This window comes from Streptomyces sp. NPDC045955 (genome assembly GCF_056430805.1).
The window spans coordinates 18,117-37,859 of record NZ_JBWKKY010000035.1 but is presented as its reverse complement, the minus strand read 5'-3'; the positions used below and the strand labels follow the sequence as shown (position 1 = coordinate 37,859).

19 protein-coding genes and 3 pseudogenes are annotated in these 19,743 nt (G+C 68.9%); 11 read left to right on the top strand and 11 right to left on the bottom strand.

Going from position 1 to position 19,743, the window contains the following annotated elements:
• The first annotated feature begins 84 nt into the window (after positions 1-84).
• The 3 genes and pseudogenes from AC07F0_RS38730 (at position 85) to AC07F0_RS38720 (ending at position 2,790) form a co-directional block, all read left to right on the top strand.
• Complete coding sequence (locus AC07F0_RS38730) at positions 85-1,131, top strand: NAD(P)-dependent alcohol dehydrogenase (protein WP_478984913.1); 1,047 nt, start codon at positions 85-87, stop codon at positions 1,129-1,131.
• Positions 1,132-1,374: 243 nt separating this feature from the next.
• Positions 1,375-1,669, top strand: a pseudogene (locus tag AC07F0_RS38725) (flotillin family protein); the annotation flags it as partial.
• A 233-nt stretch (positions 1,670-1,902) separates the two neighbouring features.
• Entirely contained in the window at positions 1,903-2,790 is an 888-nt protein-coding gene (locus tag AC07F0_RS38720) for a hypothetical protein (RefSeq protein ID WP_478984911.1), read from the top strand.
• Between the two features lie 147 nt (positions 2,791-2,937).
• Here the strand turns inward: AC07F0_RS38720 and AC07F0_RS38715 are convergent, their stop codons facing one another.
• Complete coding sequence (locus tag AC07F0_RS38715) at positions 2,938-3,138, bottom strand: hypothetical protein (RefSeq protein WP_478984909.1); 201 nt, start codon at positions 3,136-3,138, stop codon at positions 2,938-2,940.
• A gap of 1 nt (position 3,139) precedes the next feature.
• On the opposite strand from AC07F0_RS38715, the gene AC07F0_RS38710 reads away from it, so the two are divergent.
• Entirely contained in the window at positions 3,140-3,268 is a 129-nt protein-coding gene (locus AC07F0_RS38710) for a hypothetical protein (RefSeq protein ID WP_478984907.1), read from the top strand.
• Positions 3,269-3,508: 240 nt separating this feature from the next.
• Here the strand turns inward: AC07F0_RS38710 and AC07F0_RS38705 are convergent, their stop codons facing one another.
• Positions 3,509-3,646 (bottom strand): hypothetical protein, encoded by a 138-nt coding sequence (locus tag AC07F0_RS38705; RefSeq protein WP_478984906.1) that lies wholly within the window; start codon positions 3,644-3,646, stop codon positions 3,509-3,511.
• A 125-nt stretch (positions 3,647-3,771) separates the two neighbouring features.
• Between AC07F0_RS38705 and AC07F0_RS38700 the strand changes: the two genes are divergently transcribed.
• Complete coding sequence (locus tag AC07F0_RS38700; protein WP_478984905.1) at positions 3,772-4,254, top strand: J domain-containing protein; 483 nt, start codon at positions 3,772-3,774, stop codon at positions 4,252-4,254.
• 159 nt (positions 4,255-4,413) lie between these two features.
• Here AC07F0_RS38700 and AC07F0_RS38695 read toward each other — a convergent pair whose 3' ends face one another.
• Both AC07F0_RS38695 and AC07F0_RS38690 read right to left on the bottom strand, forming a co-directional pair.
• Entirely contained in the window at positions 4,414-4,647 is a 234-nt protein-coding gene (locus AC07F0_RS38695) for a hypothetical protein (RefSeq protein ID WP_478984904.1), read from the bottom strand.
• 301 nt (positions 4,648-4,948) lie between these two features.
• Positions 4,949-5,806 carry an alpha/beta fold hydrolase gene (locus tag AC07F0_RS38690; RefSeq protein ID WP_478984902.1) on the bottom strand — a complete coding sequence of 286 codons (858 nt, stop codon included), beginning with the start codon at positions 5,804-5,806 and terminating at the stop codon, positions 4,949-4,951.
• A 398-nt stretch (positions 5,807-6,204) separates the two neighbouring features.
• Between AC07F0_RS38690 and AC07F0_RS38685 the strand changes: the two genes are divergently transcribed.
• The 3 genes from AC07F0_RS38685 (at position 6,205) to grpE (ending at position 10,310) form a co-directional block, all read left to right on the top strand.
• A complete protein-coding gene (locus AC07F0_RS38685) occupies positions 6,205-7,656 on the top strand; it encodes a lipase maturation factor family protein (RefSeq protein WP_478984942.1) in 1,452 nt (483 codons plus the stop codon).
• 192 nt (positions 7,657-7,848) lie between these two features.
• The gene (gene dnaK, locus AC07F0_RS38680; protein WP_478984901.1) at positions 7,849-9,726 is read left to right on the top strand and encodes a molecular chaperone DnaK; all 1,878 of its coding nucleotides are present in this window, start codon (positions 7,849-7,851) and stop codon (positions 9,724-9,726) included.
• Positions 9,723-10,310 (top strand): nucleotide exchange factor GrpE, encoded by a 588-nt coding sequence (gene grpE, locus AC07F0_RS38675; protein ID WP_478984899.1) that lies wholly within the window; start codon positions 9,723-9,725, stop codon positions 10,308-10,310. The genes dnaK and grpE overlap by 4 nt, the downstream gene beginning before the upstream one ends.
• Positions 10,311-10,433: 123 nt before the next feature.
• Here the strand turns inward: grpE and AC07F0_RS38670 are convergent.
• Both AC07F0_RS38670 and AC07F0_RS38665 read right to left on the bottom strand, forming a co-directional pair.
• Positions 10,434-10,695 (bottom strand): annotated as a pseudogene (locus AC07F0_RS38670) (amidinotransferase); the annotation flags it as partial.
• 37 nt (positions 10,696-10,732) lie between these two features.
• Positions 10,733-10,891: pseudogene (locus AC07F0_RS38665) on the bottom strand (phosphate signaling complex protein PhoU); the annotation flags it as partial.
• A gap of 127 nt (positions 10,892-11,018) precedes the next feature.
• On the opposite strand from AC07F0_RS38665, the gene AC07F0_RS38660 reads away from it, so the two are divergent.
• Positions 11,019-11,315, top strand: a complete 297-nt coding sequence (locus AC07F0_RS38660) for a hypothetical protein (protein ID WP_478984898.1) — start codon at positions 11,019-11,021, stop codon at positions 11,313-11,315.
• Between the two features lie 135 nt (positions 11,316-11,450).
• Positions 11,451-11,876: a DUF2267 domain-containing protein gene (locus tag AC07F0_RS38655; RefSeq protein WP_478984896.1), complete on the top strand. Its 426-nt coding sequence runs from the start codon at positions 11,451-11,453 to the stop codon at positions 11,874-11,876.
• Positions 11,877-12,055: 179 nt separating this feature from the next.
• Here the strand turns inward: AC07F0_RS38655 and AC07F0_RS38650 are convergent, their stop codons facing one another.
• The 5 genes from AC07F0_RS38650 to AC07F0_RS38630 form a co-directional block, all read right to left on the bottom strand.
• Complete coding sequence (locus AC07F0_RS38650) at positions 12,056-12,655, bottom strand: hypothetical protein (RefSeq protein ID WP_478984895.1); 600 nt, start codon at positions 12,653-12,655, stop codon at positions 12,056-12,058.
• Between the two features lie 250 nt (positions 12,656-12,905).
• Positions 12,906-15,035 (bottom strand): putative bifunctional diguanylate cyclase/phosphodiesterase, encoded by a 2,130-nt coding sequence (locus tag AC07F0_RS38645; protein WP_478984893.1) that lies wholly within the window; start codon positions 15,033-15,035, stop codon positions 12,906-12,908.
• Positions 15,036-15,262: 227 nt separating this feature from the next.
• On the bottom strand, positions 15,263-17,344 hold the full coding sequence (locus AC07F0_RS38640; protein WP_478984892.1) for an ATP-binding protein: 2,082 nt from the start codon (positions 17,342-17,344) through the stop codon (positions 15,263-15,265).
• Between the two features lie 228 nt (positions 17,345-17,572).
• Positions 17,573-17,947, bottom strand: coding sequence for a response regulator transcription factor (locus AC07F0_RS38635; RefSeq protein WP_478984890.1), 375 nt, complete (start codon positions 17,945-17,947; stop codon positions 17,573-17,575).
• On the bottom strand, positions 17,947-18,318 hold the full coding sequence (locus tag AC07F0_RS38630) for a response regulator (protein WP_478984888.1): 372 nt from the start codon (positions 18,316-18,318) through the stop codon (positions 17,947-17,949). Before AC07F0_RS38630 ends, AC07F0_RS38635 begins: the two co-directional genes overlap by 1 nt.
• A gap of 643 nt (positions 18,319-18,961) precedes the next feature.
• Here AC07F0_RS38630 and AC07F0_RS38625 point away from each other — a divergent pair.
• On the top strand, positions 18,962-19,648 hold the full coding sequence (locus tag AC07F0_RS38625; protein ID WP_478984886.1) for a family 16 glycosylhydrolase: 687 nt from the start codon (positions 18,962-18,964) through the stop codon (positions 19,646-19,648).
• Positions 19,649-19,743 lie beyond the last annotated feature (95 nt).

Genomic DNA, 19,743 nt, shown 5'->3' with positions numbered 1-19,743 from the left:
GTTCCTCCTGTCCTAGACCTTGACAACCTTACGGTGTAAGGAGAACCTTACGGCGTAAGGATTCCGAAGACCTGGAGCGTCGCGATGCATCGCAGGCAGCTCGACCACCCGACACAGCAGGCCGCCGCGGCTGCCGAGGGGAAGACCATGAAGGCGATCGTCCAGGACCGGTACGGGCCCGCGCCCGAGGACATCCTCCGGCTCGCGGAGATCGACACGCCCGGGATGCGGCGTGGCGAGGTCCTAGTGAAGGTGCACGCGGCCAGCGTGGACCGGGGCACCTGGCACATGATGGCCGGACTGCCCCATCCCATCCGGGTGGCGGGGTTCGGGCTTCGCAGGCCCAAGGGCACCAACCCGGGCCGCTCTCTGTCGGGAACGGTCGCGGCCGTGGGTGCCGACGTCAGCGGCATCAAGCCGGGTGACGAGGTCTTCGGCATCTGCAACCGCAACGGCTCGTTCGCCGAGTATGCGCGCGCCCGAACCGCCCATCTCGCCCCTAAGCCGGCGAACCTCTCTTTCGAGCAGGCGGCTGCTGTACCCGTGTCCGGGCTCACCGCCCTGCAAGCCGTGCGCGACCAGGGACGTGTCGGAGCAGGGCAGAAGGTGCTGGTCGTCGGCGCGTCAGGAGGCGTAGGCACCTTCGCCGTGCAAATCGCCAAGGCGTACGGGGCTGAAGTGACGGCCGTGTGCAGCACATCGAAGACCGATCTGGTCCGTGCCCTCGGGGCCGACCATGTCATCGACTACAACCGAACGGACTTCGCCGACGGCTCCTACCGCTACGACGTCATCGTCGACACCGGAGGCAATCGCCGGCTGTCACATCTGCGTCGCGTCCTCACCGCCAAGGGACGCCTCGTCATCGTCGGAGGCGAGACCGACGGACGATGGCTCGGCGGCACGGACCGTCAGCTTCGGGCTCAGTTGCTGTCTCCGTTCATCGGTCAGAAGCTCGGTAGCTTCATCTCATCAGAGAGCGCCGCAGACCTGATGGCCCTTCGCGAGCTCATCGAGTCCGGCAAGGTCACACCCGCCATCGACCGGACTTACCCCCTCAGCGAGGTCGCCGGAGCTATCCACCACATGCTGGACGGGCGGGCCCGCGGCAAGCTCGTGATCACCATCTAGTGGCTCATCTCGCAGTCCTGGCCCGGGTGATCGACGTGGTGGCCGCTGGTAAGCGCACTGTCTGCAGGGTTTGGGCGATCATGAGCGCGAGTCCACACGGTCACGCGGTCGCGTACCTGCTCAGCAGCCCCCCGGCACGGTGGTGTTCGAAGGCGCCGACGTCACTCTGCGGAAGCTGGCCCGCGGGCGCCCTGAGTCAGCCTGTCGGCATATGTGGCTGAGTAGGTGACGCTGTCGGGGATCTTGGCTTTCCGGCAGCGAACCTTCTACCTGAAGCAGGCCGAGATCAAAGCCGAGACCGACGAGGCCGCGGCCCGCGAGGCCGTCGCCGGCCCGCCAGCGGGAGATCCTCACCCAGTAGGAAAAGGTCGCCGAGCGGCAGGCCGCGCTGACCGACCGATAACTCGACACCCAGGTCCGCAAGCCCGCCGACGCCCAGCGGTACGCCGCCGAACAGGAAGCGGAAGCCAAGCGGGTGGCCCGCGTCAAGCAGGCCGAGGCCGAGCGCCTGGCCGCCATCGCCGCCGCGCATGTCGACGGTCACGCGATTCCCCAGGGCGGCGTTCAAGTAATCCCCAGGTGCTGGCCGGCGGCGGGGTCATTGCATGAAGAAGATCGTACGGTGTGCCCTTCTCGGCCGTGGCGTGACGTCAGAGCCTGTTCTGACGTGGGGCTGCCCTGAGGAGCCGCGAAGGCGGTCGGGGATCATGTGGTTGTCGAAGCCTCGGCGAACTCCCGAAGCGGCGATCGCGCGCTGCGTATCATCCGCCCATGTCGAACGCGATACCCGGCGGCCCGGAGACCATGCTGGCAGCAGGCGGCACCACGGCCCGGTTCAACGGGGCACGACTGCGGATCGCCCGGGGCCGAACGATATGGACCGTGCCGGTGCGGGCCCTTCGGTCCGCGGAGCTGACCCCGGCGGGTGCGGTGCGGATCACGATCAGCGGTGCACCGGGTCAGGCCGCCCAGCACGGCTTGGGGCCGGCCGTGGAACTGCAAGCTCCCAACGCGCGTGCCGCCGCGGCGTTCCTGGAGAAGGTGACGGCCGCTCTGGCGAGGACCGACCCCGCGGCGGACGGGCATGCGCTGGTGCGCGTGGAGACGCAGCCGCAGCGTCAGCTTCAGTTGGGTCCGCGAGCCCAAGCAGTGGTGAGGATCGCCTACGTACTGCCACCGTACGCACTGCTGCTGTTCCTGCTGGGCCTGTTCAGCCCTCTGGACCGCGGCACAGCGGCAGGAACCCTGATCGTGGGCGGCGTCATGGGCCTGGTCGGCGGCATCCCGCTGTGGCGGGTGATTCGGCGCGTGCGTTCGCTGTGGCTGCTGCGCAAGCGCGGGGTCGGCGTGGTCGGCAAGGTGACCGGCTACGTGCATATCTGGGACAAGGGCGGACACCTCTGGGTCTTCTCCCGGATGACGTTCACCACTATCGACGGGCAGCAGATGCGGGACATCCCGTCGGTCGTCACCGCCTGGGGCCTCTCCGACCAGGCATACAGCGGGCAGGTGGAGCTCAGCTACGATCCCGAGCACCCCACCCGCGCCAGCCGCCCTCTCACCGTCGGCTTCGTCGTCCGCACCCTGCTCCTCGCCTCGGCGTCCACGATTCCGGCGACGGGCTTTGTGCTCTGCGTCCTGGGAAACCTGCCGTTCTAAACGACTCGGCCGGCCAGGCCGTCAGCGGGCCAGCTGGCGACCGCCGTGCGCCATGGCTTCGAGCGGGTCGGTCCGTTGGGGATCTGGGTGCACGGAAGCTAAGGCGTGTTTCGGAAGTAGCTGGAGATGCTCGAGTCTGACGTGGGTTCAGGCGGATTCGGCGATCACGGCGTTGAGGACCATTCCGATGCCGATTCCGCCGACGGTCCAGCCGAGCGCCTTGGCGCTGTTGCGGGTGAACCAGTCGTTGATCCCCTGCAACACTGGCTCGGCCCGGTCGTGCGCGGCGATGCGGACAGCGCCGAGGAGGACCGCCCGGAGGACCATCACGAGGCAAGAGCCCGGCACGATGCATGACGACCTCGCTCCCTTGGTCACCGCCTACGTCTTCGTCCTCGCCATCGCCGGGCCGCTCCTGACCCACCTGGCGGGGACCGCGCCGCGCGATCGGGACCGCGCCGCACCGTACGCAGGCTGATGGAGACGGCCAGGAAGGTCAGACGCAGTCTCTCTTCCGGCTGAGCGCCGCGTGCCCGGCGCAGAGTGCCTTCTCCCGCTGACGGGGTGAATGCAGGGGGTTCTGCGTGGTGTGCCGCACGAGCGGGTGTCCGGCGGAGGAGATCATGATGGGCGTCCTGGGGCCCGAACCCTCACGGGTCCTGGGGCAGTCTCCAGTAGATGACCATGGTGACGTGTCGTCCGGCTGCCGAATGCGTGTCTACTCGGAACGGTCGTCGGTGACCTGGTAGGTCTTGGTCCAGGTGGCTCCGCAGCGGCAGGAGGAGTGCTCCTCGAGCTCACCGGTCTCGGCGATTCCCACGTCCTGGCGGATGCGGACGTGCACATGCTCGGACATGGGCAGACTTTCCCTTCCCGCAGGCCCGCCGGGTCTACGGCAGGCGGCGAAAGGCCTGCATTCCTGGTAGGAGGTCTGGAGGTTCGCGCAGGTGAAGCCTTCGGGACTTCGGGGAGGTGAGGGCGATGCCCGGGCAGCGGCCGCGCCGCGACCACTACACCGTCCTTGGTGTCCCACCGTCCGCCTCCACTGGGCAGATCACCTCCGCCTACCGCAGGCGGGTACGGTCCCTGCATCCGGACGCCCGGCCGGCGGATCCGGCAGCGCCAAAGGACCTCGCCGACGTCCTCGACGCCTACGACACACTGCGCGATCCGCAGCGGCGTGCCGACTACGACGCCCTCCGGGAACGCCCCGCCGCGCCTGCGACCACAGGACAGCCGGTGCCGGTCCGCGTCACCCGACGGACGCGGACCTCCCCGGCGCGGCAGACGGCACCAAGCCGGGTACGGCTCAGGGCACCCGGCCCGCTGGATGCCCCGGAAGCACCGCTGTTTGCCGCACCGCTGCGCATCGACGCCCGGTTCACGTTTCCGCTGGGCTGGGGCGAGGGGAGCTTTGTCACGCGGGTCATGCGGCAGTGGCTGCGGGATTCCTGGCCGCGATGACGGACCGGGAGGTCCGGGGGAGCTTCCGGCCCTCCCGCATCCCCCGAATCCCGCACCGGCGCGGCGCATGGACCGATGCCATTGTGACGGGCAGCATGCGTGCACTTCCCTCCGTGCTGGAGGCGCGTGTGGGTGCAGCGGGCCGGGGGTGCCGGGGTGTCAGCCGCTGAGCCGGGAGCGCAGGAGCTGCTTGCCGAGTTCGGCGCCTTTACGGCTGTCGGCCTGTGCCTTGCGGAACAGTTCCACGACCTCGGTGTCGTTCTCCCGTTCCGCGTCCTGGATGCAGGTCTCCATCCGCAGGGCGTTGCTCAGGCAGGCTTCGACAAACCAGATCAGGTTGTAGTCCTTGTCCTTGGTGCCGGTGACGCCGCCCGTTTCGGTGCTGCTGACCACGAGAAGGTCCTTCCTCGCCGTCATTCGGCGACCTCGTGTGCTCGCCCTCTTGTGCTGCGCTCGCTCAAGGAGCAGCCTGGAGCGGACGCTCGCATGCTGTGGGGGAAGCTGGCTCATCAGGCATCGGGGCCAAAGGACGGATTCCCAGGATCAGGGTGCGGCACCGGACTCATGGCTGCCTGGCCGCCGCCACACCATCCTGATGTCGCCAGCGGAGTCTCCAGCCCGTGACCGGTGCAAGGCCGGGGCCGTTCTTGGTCAGCGGGTCCTGGCCCGTATGGGTGAAGCGCCAGGTGGCGTCTCAGGGAAGGGGGCCGGAGGCGTCGCAGGGCGCGCTGCAGGCTGTGGCGTCCCGGATCACGCGGGCGACCAGTTCGGGCGCGTCACTCATCGGTACGTGGCCGCAGCCGGGCAGGCGGACGAGCCGGGCGGCGGGGATCATGGCCTTGGCGCGGGCGGCCTGCCGGGGCGGTAGCAGACGGTCCCGTGTGCCCCAGGCGATAGTGGCAGGCACCCCGGGGATGTCCCCGGTGAACAGGTTCGGTGCGCGCCCGGCCCGCAGGGTGGCGGTGAACGTCTGGGAGTTCCGCAGGGTCTTCAGCGCCGCGAGCGTGTCCTGCGGCGGGGACAGGTCAGGGTGGCCGTAGAGGGTGCCGGTCAGGGCGGCGCGCCCGGCCGCGGTCCTTGCGAGGCGGGCGATGGCGGCTTCGGGCAGGAGCCGGGTTCCGTGTCGGGCCGCGTTCAGCACGGTGTAGGTGTACCGCCGCTCGGCCGGCGTCCAGAAACCCGCCGGGGCAATCGCCATCACGCTGCGCGCGAGCCCGGCCTGCGCCATGCGCAGCCCGATCAGCCCGCCCAGCGAATGACCGACCACATGCGGCCGGTGCACGTCCAGTTCCTCCAGGACGGCATCCAGCCAGGCCACCGCGGTCTCCAGGGTGCGCGGCACCGCCGCGTCGAGGTCGGGGGACTGCCCGAAGCCCGGCAGGTCGAGGGTGATCGTCTCGTACTCCTCGGCAAGCAACGGCACCACGCGTTCCCAGGCTTGCCGGTGGTGCCCCAAGCCGTGAAGCAGCAACAGCGGCTCACCGCTGCCCTGCCGCTCGTACGCCACCGTGACCGGAGCCAGCCCCTCGGCGCGGGCCTGAACAAACGACACCCTGGACACGGCGCCGACCAGGTCCATTGCCAGGCCGGGTGCATGCTCCGCCTGGATAGCGTCCCGTCTGTCCCAGCGGTCACGAAGGAGCGAAGCCGTAGCCCGCGCCATCCGGACCGGCCTGTTGGCCGTGGCGATCAGGGAAGACACCAGCACCACCATCCTGTGCAACCGCCTTCTCCGGTCTTACGTACCTTTCGTAGTATTTGAGTCAAGTCGTAGCAAGTTAACTGAGTCCGGTCGGAGGGTGAACCGGTGGGGCCGTGCGCTGCTGACAACGCCGTATCCGACCTCGATCCCGGCCGTGTGGCCTGGGCCGGTGGTGTCCCAGACAGGCCCGGCGCACCGTCCGGGCTCGCGTACCGAAAGTGGCAGAGCGCCCCTTGGAGGAGGGCGTCGTGGAGTGGTTCACGGACGGCGATTACTGGCTGGGCAGGCTGCTGTTCCAGCGGGGCCTTGCCCTGTGCTACCTCGTCGCGTTCGTGAGTGTGGCCTGCCAGTTCCGCGGACTGATCGGCGAGCGGGGCATGCTTCCCGCACCGCGCTTCCTGGCCACGGTCCGCTTCCGGCAGGCCCCGAGCATGTTCCACCTCCACTACTCGGACCGCTTCTTCGCCGCCACTGTCTGGACGGGCGCGGTGCTGGCCGCGGCTCTGGCAGCGGGAGCGGGTGACCTGGTGCCGCTGTGGGCGGCGATGCTGATGTGGGCGGCGCTGTGGGCGCTGTACCTGTCGGTCGTCAATGTGGGCCAGACCTGGTTCGCCTTCATGTGGGAGTCGCTGCTGCTGGAGGCCGGCTTCCTGGCGATCTTCCTCGGCAATGACGAGACGGCACCACCGGTACTGGTGCTGTACCTGCTGCGGTGGCTGCTGTTCCGCCTCGAGTTCGGCGCCGGGCTGATCAAGCTGCGTGGTGATCCGTGCTGGCGCGACCTGACCTGCCTGCACTACCACCACGAGACCCAGCCGCTGCCGGGCCCGCTGAGCTGGTTCTTCCACCACCTGCCCGGACCGGTGCACCGGCTGGAGGTCGCGGCCAACCACGTGGCCCAGCTCGTCGTGCCGTTCGCGCTTTTCGCCCCGCAGCCGGCAGCGAGCGCGGCGGCCGGGTTCGTGATCGTCACCCAACTGTGGCTGATCGCCTCGGGCAACTTCGCGTGGCTGAACTGGCTCACAATCGTGCTGGCGCTGTCCGTCGTCGGCCACCCAGCCACCACCGACGCCCTGGGCCTGCCCGCCCCGCCGCAGTTCGCCGCCCCGCCTGCCTGGTACAAGGTCCTAGTGCTGGCGGTCACGGTGCTGGCCGCGGTGCTCAGCTACTGGCCGGTCCGGAACCTGCTCTCCCGCCGTCAGATGATGAACGCCTCCTTCACCCCCCTGCACCTGGTCAACACCTACGGCGCCTTCGGCAGCGTCGGCCGGGTCCGCTACGAGATCGTCATCGAGGGCACCGACGAGCCGGAGATCACCGGGGCCACGGTGTGGAAGGACTACGGCTTCAAGGGCAAGCCGGCCGGCGTCCGGCGCCTGCCGCCGCAGGTGGCCCCCTATCACCTGCGCTTGGACTGGCTGATGTGGTTCGCCGCCATCTCGCCCGCGTACGCCGCACAGTGGCTGCCGGCCTTCCTCCTCGCGCTCCTCGACGGCAACCGGGCTGTGCTGCGGCTGCTGCGCAACAACCCGTTCCCCGACACGCCGCCCACCTTCGTGCGCGCCCGCCTCTATGAATACCGGTTCACCAGCTGGCGCCAGCTGCGCGCGACAGGCGCCTGGTGGGAGCGCGAGCTCGTCGGCGACTACGTCCCACCTGTCGCCAAAAAGCTCAAGGAGGTGCACACCGGGATTTCCTGACGAGGCAAAGTGCTGCAGTTTGTCCAGACTATGAGTGAGGTTCCCTGCCGAAACCGCAGGTGGCGGTGCAGGCCGCGGCGGAGATCACGTGCCAGCGGCCGTCCATCGGACGGCCCGAGCGGCCACCCGTTTTCGGGCCTGGCGCCGGCCGGCATCTGCCGCACGCAGGGGACGTAGATGGAGGAGAGAACCATGACACGTGCAGTGGGGATCGACCTCGGCACGACCAACTCGGTGGTCTGCGTGCTGGAGGGCGGGGAGCCCACGGTCATCACGAACACGGAAGGAGCGCGCACCACGCCGTCGGTGGTGGCCTTCGCCAAGAACGGCGAGGTCCTGGTGGGCGAGGTCGCCAAGCGCCAGGCCGTCACCAACGTCGAGCGCACCGTGCGTTCCGTCAAGCGGCACATGGGAGACGCGGCATGGCGGTTCCCGGACACGGGCAGCATCGACGGCAAGCGGTACACCGCGCAGGAGATTTCCGCGCGGGTGTTGCAGAAGCTGAAGCGGGACGCGGAGGGCTACCTCGGTGAGGACGTCACGGATGCGGTGATCACCGTGCCGGCGTACTTCAGCGACTCGCAGCGCACGGCGACCAAGGAGGCCGGGGAGATCGCCGGGCTGAAGGTGCTGCGGATCATCAACGAGCCCACGGCCGCGGCCCTGGCCTACGGCCTGGACAAGGAGAGTGACCAGACGGTCCTGGTGTTCGACCTCGGGGGCGGCACGTTTGATGTGTCGCTGCTGGAGATCGGTGAGGGCGTGGTCGAGGTCAAGGCCACCAATGGCGATACGCGCCTGGGCGGCGACGACTGGGACCAGCGGATCGTCGACCACCTGGTGAAGCAGTTCAAGAACAACTACGGCGTGGACCTGGGCAAGGACAAGATGGCCGTGCAGCGGCTGCGGGAGGCCGCGGAGCGGGCGAAGATCGAGCTGTCGAGCTCGTCGGAGACGACGGTCAACCTGCCCTACATCACCGCCTCCGCCGAAGGACCGCTGCACCTGGACGAGAAGCTCACCCGAGCCCAGTTCCAGCAGCTGACAGCTGACCTGCTGGAGCGGTGCAAGGGCCCGTTCCACAACGCGATCAAGGATGCCGGGATCAAGGTGTCCGACATCGACCACGTCATCCTGGTCGGCGGCTCGACAAGGATGCCCGCAGTGACCGATCTGGTCCGGGAGCTGACGGGCAAGGACCCGCACAAGGGCGTCAACCCGGACGAGGTCGTCGCCGTGGGCGCCGCCCTGCAGGCCGGTGTCCTGAAGGGCGAGGTCAAGGACGTCCTGCTGCTGGACGTCACCCCGCTGTCCCTCGGTATCGAGACCAAGGGCGGCATCATGACCAAGCTCATCGAGCGCAACACCACGATCCCGACCAGGCGGTCCGAGATCTTCACCACGGCCGAGGACAACCAGCCGTCCGTGCAGATCCAGGTCTACCAGGGCGAGCGCGAGATCGCGGCGTACAACAAGAAGCTCGGGATGTTCGAGCTGACCGGTCTGCCCCCGGCGCCGCGCGGCGTCCCGCAGATCGAGGTCTCCTTCGACATCGACGCCAACGGCATCATGCACGTCTCAGCCAAGGACCTGGGCACCGGCAAGGAGCAGCGCATGACCGTCACGGGCGGCTCCTCCCTGCCGAAGGACGACATCGACCGCATGATGCGCGAGGCCGAGCAGCACGCCGAGGAAGACCGGCGCCGACGCGAGGCCGCCGAAACGCGCAACCAGGCCGAGCAGGTCGCCTACCAGACCGGCAAGCTCCTCACCGACAACGCCGACAAGATCCCCGCCGACGTCAAGGGCGAGGTCGAGGGCGCCCTGGCGGAGCTGAAGCAGGCGCTGAAGGCGGAGCCGGCCGACACCGCGACCCTGCGGCAGGCCACTGAAAAGGTCACTGCTGCGGCCCAGAAGGTGGGCACCGCGATGTATGCCCAGGCACAGCAGGCGCAGGGCCAGCAGCAGGCCGGTGCTGGTGGTGGCGAGGCGGGCACCGTGGGGCAGGATGAGGATGTCGTCGACGCGGAGATCGTCGACGACGACAAGCGGCAGGAGGGTGCTGGATGAGCCGCCCGAGCGATACCCCCCGCCCCGGCGAGCGCCCGCTGTCGCTCATCCGGGACAACCGGCGGCGGGATCCGGGCAGCAGCCTGGAGCCCCGCCGCGGCGGCGACGTCGAGCCCGCCCGGCAGGCGGACGCGGCCGCCGGCGAAGCCGACGCCCTGCGTGCCCAGCTACGGGAGCGCACCGCGGACCTGCAGCGTTTGATATCCGAGTACGAGCACTACCGCAAGCGGGTGAGCCGCGACCGGCGCGCCGTCGGCGAGATCGCCGTGGCTAACGTGCTCGCCCGCTTCCTGCCCGTCATCGACGCCATTGACCAGGCCCGCAAGCAAGGAGAAGTCACCGGCGGCTTCCAGCGCGTCACCGACGTACTGCAAAGAGAACTCGCGGCCCTGGGACTTGAGTCCTTCGGCGCTGCGGGCGACCCCTTTGACCCCGCCGTGCACGAGGCCGTCACCTGCACTCGCTCCGACCACGTCGACCAGCCCACCTGCACCACGATCCTGCGCCCCGGCTACCGAGTCGGCGATCAGCTCCTTCGGCCGGCTCAGGCAGAGGTCACCGAACCACCACCGGCCGGGCGGTAAGGCCACCCCATGCCCCAGGGCGTGGGCGTGGCATCGCCCGTCCATGGCCGCCTGGGTCGGCCGGTGAAGCGCACCAGCGTTGGCGCGCGCGTCGGTGTCCCGGCCCCGACGCTGTCGTGGCGATCAGGCGACGTACGATTCGAGAGTTCCGCGGCGGCGGATGTCGAGCGTCGCGCAGTGGAACGATCCGACGAACGGTGCGTAGTGCAGCAGGTCGCATGGGATCGGCTCGAACCCCCAGCGCTCCAGGGTGCGCAGCATGCCGGCGTGATGCCGCTCCGCGATCACCCGCTTCTCCGTCGATCATGTGCACGTTCATGGAGAGCCGTTCGCCGCACATCGATGTGACCTTCAGCAGGTGGTCGTCGATCGGAGTCGGGGTCGGGGGCGCACGCGGTATGGGCGGATCGGCCGGTTCGTTTCGCGTGCTCGCCTGTGACCAGAAAGACCACGCGGCACGCGGCCGAGACGGCGTGGTCGGCGAACCGCTCGCAATACCGGCCGGCCCACGTGACGGCGGTGCCCATACCGTGACGCTGTTGGAAGACGGTACAGCCGTCCATCCGGTCGTTGTCCTTCTCCGGCGCCGCCCGCCCGTGCGCGATGAGGGCATCGGCGCGATGCTGAAAGAGAGGACGCCCCTGGGACTGGGGCCTCATCCGCACTCAGAGGGCGCCAAGCTGAACCAATGCTGCAGAGGAGGCCGCGATGGAGGAGCGCTTCGTCTGGGTGACCACGCGCCGCCTTCGGCCAGGCACCATGGAGCAATTCGAGGGGGCGTGGCAGCCAGACCCCTACCCCGCGGGTCTGCGCCGCGCCTTCGCCTACTGGTCCGAGGACGGACTGGAGATCACCGGCGTCTCATTCTGGGACTCCAAGGAGGCGTGCGATTCCTGGCGGGCCTCCGAGTCCGAGGCGCAGCGGCGCGCCAGGATGGCCCCGTACGTGGTCGAGGAGCAGGAAGGCTTCTACCAGGGCCGTGAACTCGCCGCCCCTCAGCGGTAGCCGTGGCCGATCCCGAGGTCGGCAGTCCTGAAGGTGGCGATACGAACAGTGGAGGCCAACGAGCACGCGGGGCCACCATGCAGCGTCAGGGTCTGCGCGACCGCGGCCAGCCCGCATGGAGCAGGGAGGCATTCCATGCGCATGCAGTGGGACGAGTTCCTGGCAGCCGTGCAGGAGCGGGGTGAGTACAGCACACCGCAGGAGGCTGAGCGGGCCTCCCGCGTCGTGCTCGCCCTCTTGGGCGCACACCTGGTGGGTGAGGCACGAGCCGAGCTGGCAGCCCGGCTTCCCGAAACGTTCGCCATGGTGCTGCTCAACCCGCTCCAAGCCCATGAACCGCTCTCCCCGGAGCGGTTCATCCGGGCCACAGCGGCATGGATCGAGGGAGCCACCGAACAGACAGCGACCTGGGATGTGAGCGCGGTGCTCAGCGTTGCGGCCGATGCCGCGGGCGAAGACCTGATGGGCAGAGTCCTCCTGCAGCTCCCCCCGGGCTACGACCTGCTCTTCGGCCGGCCGCGGCCGGCCACGCCCTGGAACGAGGAGCCGGAGCCCTCATGACCAGTGATCTCTCGGCACCAGTGCACGGGCAGCGCCACCAACCCCCTGCTTCACCCTGAGGATGATCACCTCACTGAGTGGTGCGCGAGCACGGTGAGGGCAGACGGCGTGTGCGACGAACGCGCTGGTTGCGAGGGCGCGCAACTCGCGCATGCCCTGTCGAAGAGTCCGCCGGGCTCCTAGGTCTGCTTGGGCTTCGGCTTCTCCTCACGCTTCGGCGTGCGGCCGCCGCGGCGGGCTTCCTCAGCTTCGAGGACCTGCAGGCGGGTCCGGTCGGCGCTGGACAGCTCTCCCGCCATCTCCCGGCCCATGAGGTCGACGATCTCGTCGCGGATCTCGCCATCGTCCATGGAGGACGGCGCCTTGGACCCTTCGGGGCGTGCGGCGTCGAGTTGGTCGGACACGTCGTCCCGGGTGAGGGTGACGGTCCCCGTGTCCGCCTTGTCGTTCTCCTCACCAGAGTCGTCGCTGTCCTCGTCGTTGATCGAAGCGGTGGCGCGGGCGGCCGGCCGCTCGTATCCCTTGCGTGCCTTGCCCTTCACCCCCACGGGTGCATCTGGAGAGATCATGTAGTTCTGCAGGCCGCCGTCGGCTCCGCGGACGGGTATTTCGATCTTTCCGTCGTCCCTGATCTCCGTGAAGGAGGCGTATCCGTGGAGCCACCGACCGGGCCAGCGAGGGTCCTCGAACGCGACGATCTGCCCATAGCCGACCTGCGACGCGGTGGTGGCGGCCATGTCGGGAAGCGGTGGTGTGTCCGCGTCGAACGGCTCAGCCACGGGAGCCTCGACCTGCCCGGCATCAACTTTCCGGCCTTGGTCCGTTTCGACCATGACAGCGGGGGAGTCCGCGTACGACCTGGTCGTGGTCGACGCCGTCGACCGGCCGCACATGGTCGGGAGCCTGGACCCGCACGGGATATTCCGCGGCCTCAACACCGCCGTCCAATTGGTGAGGAGGCGGTATTCCTGGGGTGCACTAGTCGGGCTCAGCCGACTTCTGAGCCGGCTCGGATCCGGCTTCCCGGTGTCATGTAGAGGGTGTGAGGATCGCTTGGGTGGTGAGGTAGGCCTCGAGTGCCTTGGGGGCCAGGGGCGGGGAGTAGTAGAAGCCCTGGCCGTGGGGGCAGCCGAGTGCGTGGAGCCGCTGGGCTTGGTGGGAGGTTTCGATGCCTTCTGCGATCACGTCCAGGTCGAGGGCGTGTCCGATGTGGAGGATGGCCTTGATAAGGCTTGTGTTGGCCTCGCTGCCGCCGCGGAGGACGAAGCTCTGGTCGATCTTGACGATGTCGGCCGGGAGGTCGCGTAGGTAGGCCAGGGAGGAGTATCCGGTGCCGAAGTCGTCGATGGAGATACGTACGCCGAGGTCGCGCAGTGCGCGCAGGTGGGTCGAGGTGGTGTCGGCGTCGGTGACGAGGGTGCTTTCGGTGATCTCCAGGACCAGGGAGGCCGGGGGGAAGCCGGTCTCGTGCAGGACCTGCCGCACAGTGTCGGGGAAGCGCTGGTCTTTGAGTTGCCAGCCCGAGACGTTGACGGCCACGCTCAAGGCCTCCGCCCTTGGGAGAGTGTCGTGCCAGTGCCGGCCGTGGCGGCAGGCTTCGCGCAGCACCCACGCGCCGATGGGACGGATGAGGCCTGTCTCTTCGGCGACGGGCACGAACACCTCGGGCGGGGTGGGGGAGCGGCCGCCGCGCTGCCAGCGCAGCAGGGCTTCAACGCCTGTGACCTGGCCGGTGGGCAGGTGGATGACCGGCTGGTAGTGCACGGAAAGTTCATCGCGGGGCAGGGCGTAGCGCAGGTCCTGGGTGAGGTGCGTGTGGTTCTGCTGCGCCAAGCTCATGGCCGGCTCGAAGAGTTCCGCACGGTTGCGTCCGCGTTCTTTGGCCGCGTACAGCGCGATGTCGGCGTCGCGCAGGGCGTCGTGGAACATGGTTGGCCCGGTGATGGCGACGACGCCGATACTGGCGGTGATGAAGACGCTGCGATGGCCGGAGACGGCGAAAGGCTCCGCGAAGCGGTCCAGGAAGCGCCGGGCATACGTCTTGGCGGGGATCGCTTTGACGTCTTCGGCGAGGACGGCGAACTCGTCCCCGCCCATGCGGGCGACGGTGTCGTTGCGGCGGGCCGCGCCCAGGAGGCGGTGGCCGACGGTGATGAGCAACTCGTCGCCGACCGGGTGGCCGAGGCTGTCGTTGATGTCTTTGAAGCGGTCGAGATCGATCAGCAGCAAGACGGTGCTCCGGGCCGCGGCAGGGCGCGCGAGGGCGTGTTCCAGCCGTTCGAAGAGCAGCGTCCGGTTGGCCAGGCCGGTCAGTGCGTCGTGGAAGGCTTGGTGGGTGAGCTGGTGTTGCAGCGAGGTTTGCTGGCGCAAGGCGTCCTCGGCCACGCGGGCCCGGGCCCTGGCCTGGTCGGCCTGCGCCTCGGCGAACCGGGCCAGCAGCATGAGGCGCAGCACGAGCAGGACGGTCAGAGCGGCCACGATGCTCGCCACAGCCAGTCCATGCGTGGCCTGCCCGCGCACGCCGCCGACGTCGGCGATCAACAGGGCGGGGCCGAGGAGGGCGGGCAGGGTGAGGAGGGTCATGCGGGCGGGTGACAACTGCTCCTGGCTGCGTGGCACCAGCCGGGTCGTACCAGTGATGGACGGGTGCAGCGCGCCCGCTCCGAGCAGCAGATACGAGGCCATCCACAGGGCGGAGGAGACGTCGGACGCGATCGGGGCGCCGGTCGCGGCCAAGGTGGAGTAGTACAGGGCGTCAGCGACCAGCGTGGCACCAAGCCAGAGAGTGAACAGGCCGAGGGCCGGCAGACGGATGCCGGCGACGAAGACCAGCTTGGCGACGATCCCCAGCAGCAGAAGATCCGCCAGCGGATAGGCCAAGGAGACCGCCAGCGACAGCGCCGACAGATGGCTGCGCAGGTAGGGCATGCCGATGAACGCCCATGCCAGGGCGGACATCCCCAAGGTGATGATCCCTGCATCGAGCACGGCTCCCCATCGCACGCCGCTGCCCCATGCCGCCATCAGGCTGACCAGCCCCGCGACGAAGCACGGATAGGCCGCCAGATACAGCACGTCAGCCACCGAAGGGAACGGCACCAGCGTGCCCGCGGCCTGAAGGGCACCGAAGATGACGTCCGCCACCGCGAACAGCCCCATCCCCGCAGCGAAGAGGTACCAGGACCGGCTCGGACACGGCCGGTGCCACCGGACGCCGACCAGGATCGCGAGGGTGGCGCAGGCCGCCAGCACCGGCGAGAACAGGTGACGCACGGGAGCGGTGACCACGGCGTACACGATGATCAACACAGCGCCGGACGCCAGAAACCACCACCAAGCGTGCCTGCGCAGTTGCTTGCTCTGCGCGTCCTGCATGACTCCTCCGCTCAGTTTGGTGGGGGGCTGTCTGGTGGGATGAGGGGGATCGTGGCGGTGATGGTGGTGCCTTGGCCCTCGGTGGAGCGCACGTGGGTGGTGCCTCCGTGGTTGGTGACGATGGTGTCGACGATGGTCAGTCCGAGGCCGGTGCCGGGGATGGCCTGGGTGGTGGCGTTGGAGGCGCGGAAGAAGCGGGTGAAGAGCCGGCGTTGTTCGGCTGCCGGGATGCCGATGCCGGTGTCGCTGACGGTGAGGACGGCCTGGCCGTCCTGGGCTGCGGCCTGGACGCGGACCTGGCCTCCGGCCGGGGTGAACTTGATGGCGTTGGACAGCAGGTTCATCAGCACCCGGTCGATCTGATCGCTGTCGGCCTCACAGATCAAAGGCTGCTCGGGGCAGGCGGCGTGCAGCTGGAGGGAGGCTGCTTCTGCCGCGGGGCGCATGGCGTCAAGCGCTGAGCTGATGAGGTGGCACAGGTCGACCGGTGTCTTGCGGGAGGTGTATTTGCCGGATTCGATCCTGGAGAGGGTCAGCAGGTCCTCGATCAGGGCGCGCAGCCGGTGGGCGTTGCGGTTGACGACGTCCACCATGTGCTGCTGCGGCTCGGTCAGGGGCCCGACGTCCTCTTCCCTCAGGAGTTCGAGGTAGCCGGTGATGCTGGCCAGCGGGGTGCGCAGTTCGTGGGAGACGGTGGAGATGAAGTCGCTCTTGGTGCGGTCCAGGGCGCGCAGTTCCTGAACCAGATGGGTCTCCTTCTCGTACAGCTTGGAGGTTTGCAGGGCCCGGGTGACGCCGACGGCCATGGCCTCCGCCATGTCGATTTCCACTGGCCGCCAGGGCTGGTCGGGGCGGGTGCGGGCCAGGCACACCGCTCCGATCGGCTCCTGGCCGACACCCATCGGGACGACCACGATGGAGTGCAGGCCCAGTTGGGTGGCTGCCGCGCGGTTGGCCGCTGGCAGCCCGATCCGGGCGAACGAGCCCGGAGCGCCCGGCAGGGGCGTGGTGTCCGCCAGGTAGAGCGAGAGGTCGGGGACCGTCCAGGTGGTTCCCTCCCGGTAATGCTCACGCACCACCTCCGCGGGGATGGGGGGCAGCGCCCGCTGGCGCTCTTGGGGCAGCAGGCCGTCTCGGGCCGACCAGGCCCGGGCCACGGGAACAACGTCAGGGTCGTCGTCTTGCATGAGGAGGGTGAAGACGTAGTCGGCGTCCAGGCCCTCGCCCATGCCGGTACAGGCGGCGTTGAGGACATCGTCGACGTCGAGACGCTCACGGATGCGTACGCCGAGCTGCCGCACGCTTTCTGACACACGGTAGCGCTCTTCCTCGACGCCGCGCAGCCGGTCGGATTCGTCCGCCATCTCGTTCACCGAGCGGGCCACCGACCGGATCTCCGCAGGGCCCGACTCCGCAGCCCGCACGGCGTGCTCGCCCGCGGTGAGCCGGCCGAGCGTCTCACCCACCGATCGCAGCGGCCCCACCAGGGCGCGTGTGGTGCGCCGTGCGGTGTAGAGAGCGATGGTCAAGGCTGCGAGCAGCAGGGCGCCCAGTCCAGCGGCACCGGCGGTGACGATGGTGTCGGCACGCCGCTGCAGCCGCTCGGCCTCGCCGACCAGTTGCTCCTCCAGGCGGTGGTTGGTCGCCTCGAACCTTTCGAAACGCCGGTTGGCTTCCCGGGTGAGCCGGGCCGCCTGATTACTTCGCGGGGCCGCCTGCACCTGCTGGTCTCCCACGCGCAGGTATGCCTTCAGCTGCTGGTCCTGCCGGTCGAGGTTGAGCTCTGCTTCACCCGACGTATGGCGTCGGGCATCGGCAAGGATCGCCGGATAGCCTGCGCGCGCTCGGCGATAGTCGGCCAGCAAGGGCTGGTCGCCGGTGAGCAGGTAGCCACGCATGGACCGCTGCATATGGGCGGCCTGGTTGTGCAGGTGCGTGTTGCCGACCAGAGCAGGCTGGACCCGGTCGATGATCTGATCCTGGGTGGCCTTCTCCAGGAAGGCCCCCGTGACGGCGCCAGCTGCGACCAGCAGGATTAGCCCGGTGGTGACAGCGAACGCGACGGTCAGCCGCCGCTGAACACTATCGCCCATCCAACCCGGCTTACGGGGCACGAACGGTTCTCCTCCCTGGTGCTGCCTGAAATGGCGGTGTCGAGCCCCGAGGCCATCTCCCCCGCCTCTGCGATGCCTTACGCAGGCACGCAGTTGGCGGCCGGCTCACCACCTGAGCTGAAGATGGAGGGCGTACAGGGACAGCGGCTACGAAGTTCTGGCAGCCCGCCGGCATCACGGGGATCAGCCACGGAGTTCCGCCGGGAATCAATGTTGGGTCCGGGACAGGACTGCCTGCACCCGGCTTGCCAGTTCCCCCAGGCTGAACGGTTTGGTGATGTAGCCATCAGCTCCCTTGGCGAAGCCGCCTTCCACGTCTGTCTCCTGGGAGCGGGCAGTGAGCAGGATGACCGGAAGCTGCGCGGTCGCGGGATCGGCGCGCAGTCTCAGCAGGACCTCCAGGCCGGTCATCCCGGGCATGATGACGTCCAGCAGCACCACATCCACCTTCTGCTCGCGTACCGCCTGCAGCGCCGCCACGCCGTCGGCCACGGCAGTCACCTCATGGCCGTTCCTGGACAGCTTGTAGGTCACCAGCTCCCGCAGGTCCGCTTCGTCGTCCGCGATCAGAACGCAGGCCACTACTCCTCCCGCCGCTCGGAGTCCTGGTAGGAGTCGACCATCCGGGTCACCGACGCCCGCCCGAACGGCTTGGCGAGCAACTCCGTCGCCATATCCACCAAGTCCTCGGCGTCGAGAATGGAGGAGACGACCAGGTGGCACCTGCGGGTCCGCTCATCCGCACGCAGCCGGCGCACGACCTCTCGGCCGTCGATGTCCGGCAGCAGAATGTCGATGATCACGATCTGCGGAGGATCGGCGAACGCCGCCTCCAAGCCCTGCTCCCCGGTTTCGGTCACGGTCACCCGGCAGCCCAGCGTGGACAGATGCCGCTGCAGCAAGGCACCGACATCCCGGTCGTCCTCGATCAACAGAACATGCGTCGGGGTCATTCCGTTCCCATCGCCGAGAGCATCATGAGAACTCTAGTGACAAACCATCATTTTCCACGTGAGTCAGGCAGGTGTGGCGGCGTGTCGAGTCGGCTTTGCTGCGGGCGCAGCCGCCGACGCCTGGCCGTGGTGCCACATACAGTCCGGACGCTTCCTCCCAGGCGCGACTCAGCCCTCCCGCTCGCCGCAGGGTCCGCACTGGCCGGCGCGGGATGAGTGGTGAGTAGGAGCGGACCACCGCGTCGGCGGCCCGCTCCCGCTGGAGTGCCGTACAGAGGGCGGCGCGGCCCGCCGATGCAGGGATCCGCACACTCACCTGTCGTGTCGTAGAGCGTCAGGGCATCACGCTGCATATGGTGCAAAAGCCTTCTGGGCGCGGAGTCCGTCGACCATTACCAGCGAGGTGCAGCCCGATGAGAAGGCCTTTGCGTAACCGCCGTGCGCGGCTGCGCTGACCGCTCTGTGCGCGGCCCTGGCCCCGCTGGCAGCCGGTGGCACTCCCGCGTCGGCCACCCACGGGTGGAGGCTTCAGTGGGCTGACGGCTTCAACGGGCGCGCGGGGAGCCTGCCCGATGCCGATGAATGGATCATTGATGTCGGCACCGGGTACCCCGGCGGTCCGCCCAACTGGGGTACCGGGGAGGTGCAGACCTACACCGCCGACCCGGCCAACGTCAGCCACGACGGCCGGGGCAACCTGCGCATCACCCCGCTGCGGGATTCGGCGGGGCGGTGGTCTTCCGGGCGCATCGAGACGCGCCGCAGCGACTTCAGGCCTCCGGCGGGCGGGCGCATGCGGATCCAGGCCCGCATCCAGCTGCCCGCCGTCACCGGCGCGGCAGCCGAAGGGTACTGGCCGGCCTTCTGGACTCTGGGCGCCTCGTACCGGGCGGGCGTGCCCTCCCCGAGGTCCGGCGAGTTCGACATCATGGAGAACGCCAACGGCCTGAACCGCGTCTGGGGCGTGATGCACTGCGGCACACCCAGCGCAGGGCCGTGCAACGAGAGCACCGGCCTGGCCGCCAGCACCACCTGCCCCCGGGCCCGCTGCACCGGCGTCTTCCACACCTACACCCTCGAGTGGGACCGCCGCACCTCCACCGAGCGGCTGCACTGGTACGTGGACGGACGGCGCTGCCACACCGTCAGCTCCACACAGATCGACCCGGCCACGTGGCAGGCGGCCACCGCTCAGGGTCACTTCCTCCTGCTGAACCTCGCCATCGGCGGCGGCTTCCCCAACGCTCTGGCCGGGCACCCCACTCCCACGCCGCAGACCCGCCCCGGCCACCCCATGCTCGTCGAATACGTCGCGGTCCTCACCTCCTAGTACGCCGCCTGAACAGGCAATCGCTTCACGGGGCGCGGACTGTGAAGGGGTCAGGCAGATTTACAGCGGGCCCAGGTTGAATCGGTCACTGAACG

Coding starts and splice junctions, on each gene's coding strand:
- AC07F0_RS38730 (WP_478984913.1), top strand. CDS start 85: ATGCATCGCAGGCAGCTCGACCACCCGACACAGCAGGCCGCCGCGGCT.
- AC07F0_RS38720 (WP_478984911.1), top strand. CDS start 1,903: ATGTCGAACGCGATACCCGGCGGCCCGGAGACCATGCTGGCAGCAGGC.
- AC07F0_RS38710 (WP_478984907.1), top strand. CDS start 3,140: ATGCATGACGACCTCGCTCCCTTGGTCACCGCCTACGTCTTCGTCCTC.
- AC07F0_RS38705 (WP_478984906.1), bottom strand. CDS start 3,646: ATGTCCGAGCATGTGCACGTCCGCATCCGCCAGGACGTGGGAATCGCC.
- AC07F0_RS38700 (WP_478984905.1), top strand. CDS start 3,772: ATGCCCGGGCAGCGGCCGCGCCGCGACCACTACACCGTCCTTGGTGTC.
- dnaK (WP_478984901.1), top strand. CDS start 7,849: ATGACACGTGCAGTGGGGATCGACCTCGGCACGACCAACTCGGTGGTC.
- grpE (WP_478984899.1), top strand. CDS start 9,723: ATGAGCCGCCCGAGCGATACCCCCCGCCCCGGCGAGCGCCCGCTGTCG.
- AC07F0_RS38660 (WP_478984898.1), top strand. CDS start 11,019: ATGGAGGAGCGCTTCGTCTGGGTGACCACGCGCCGCCTTCGGCCAGGC.
- AC07F0_RS38655 (WP_478984896.1), top strand. CDS start 11,451: ATGCGCATGCAGTGGGACGAGTTCCTGGCAGCCGTGCAGGAGCGGGGT.
- AC07F0_RS38645 (WP_478984893.1), bottom strand. CDS start 15,035: ATGGGGCTGTTCGCGGTGGCGGACGTCATCTTCGGTGCCCTTCAGGCC.
- AC07F0_RS38640 (WP_478984892.1), bottom strand. CDS start 17,344: ATGGGCGATAGTGTTCAGCGGCGGCTGACCGTCGCGTTCGCTGTCACC.
- AC07F0_RS38630 (WP_478984888.1), bottom strand. CDS start 18,318: ATGACCCCGACGCATGTTCTGTTGATCGAGGACGACCGGGATGTCGGT.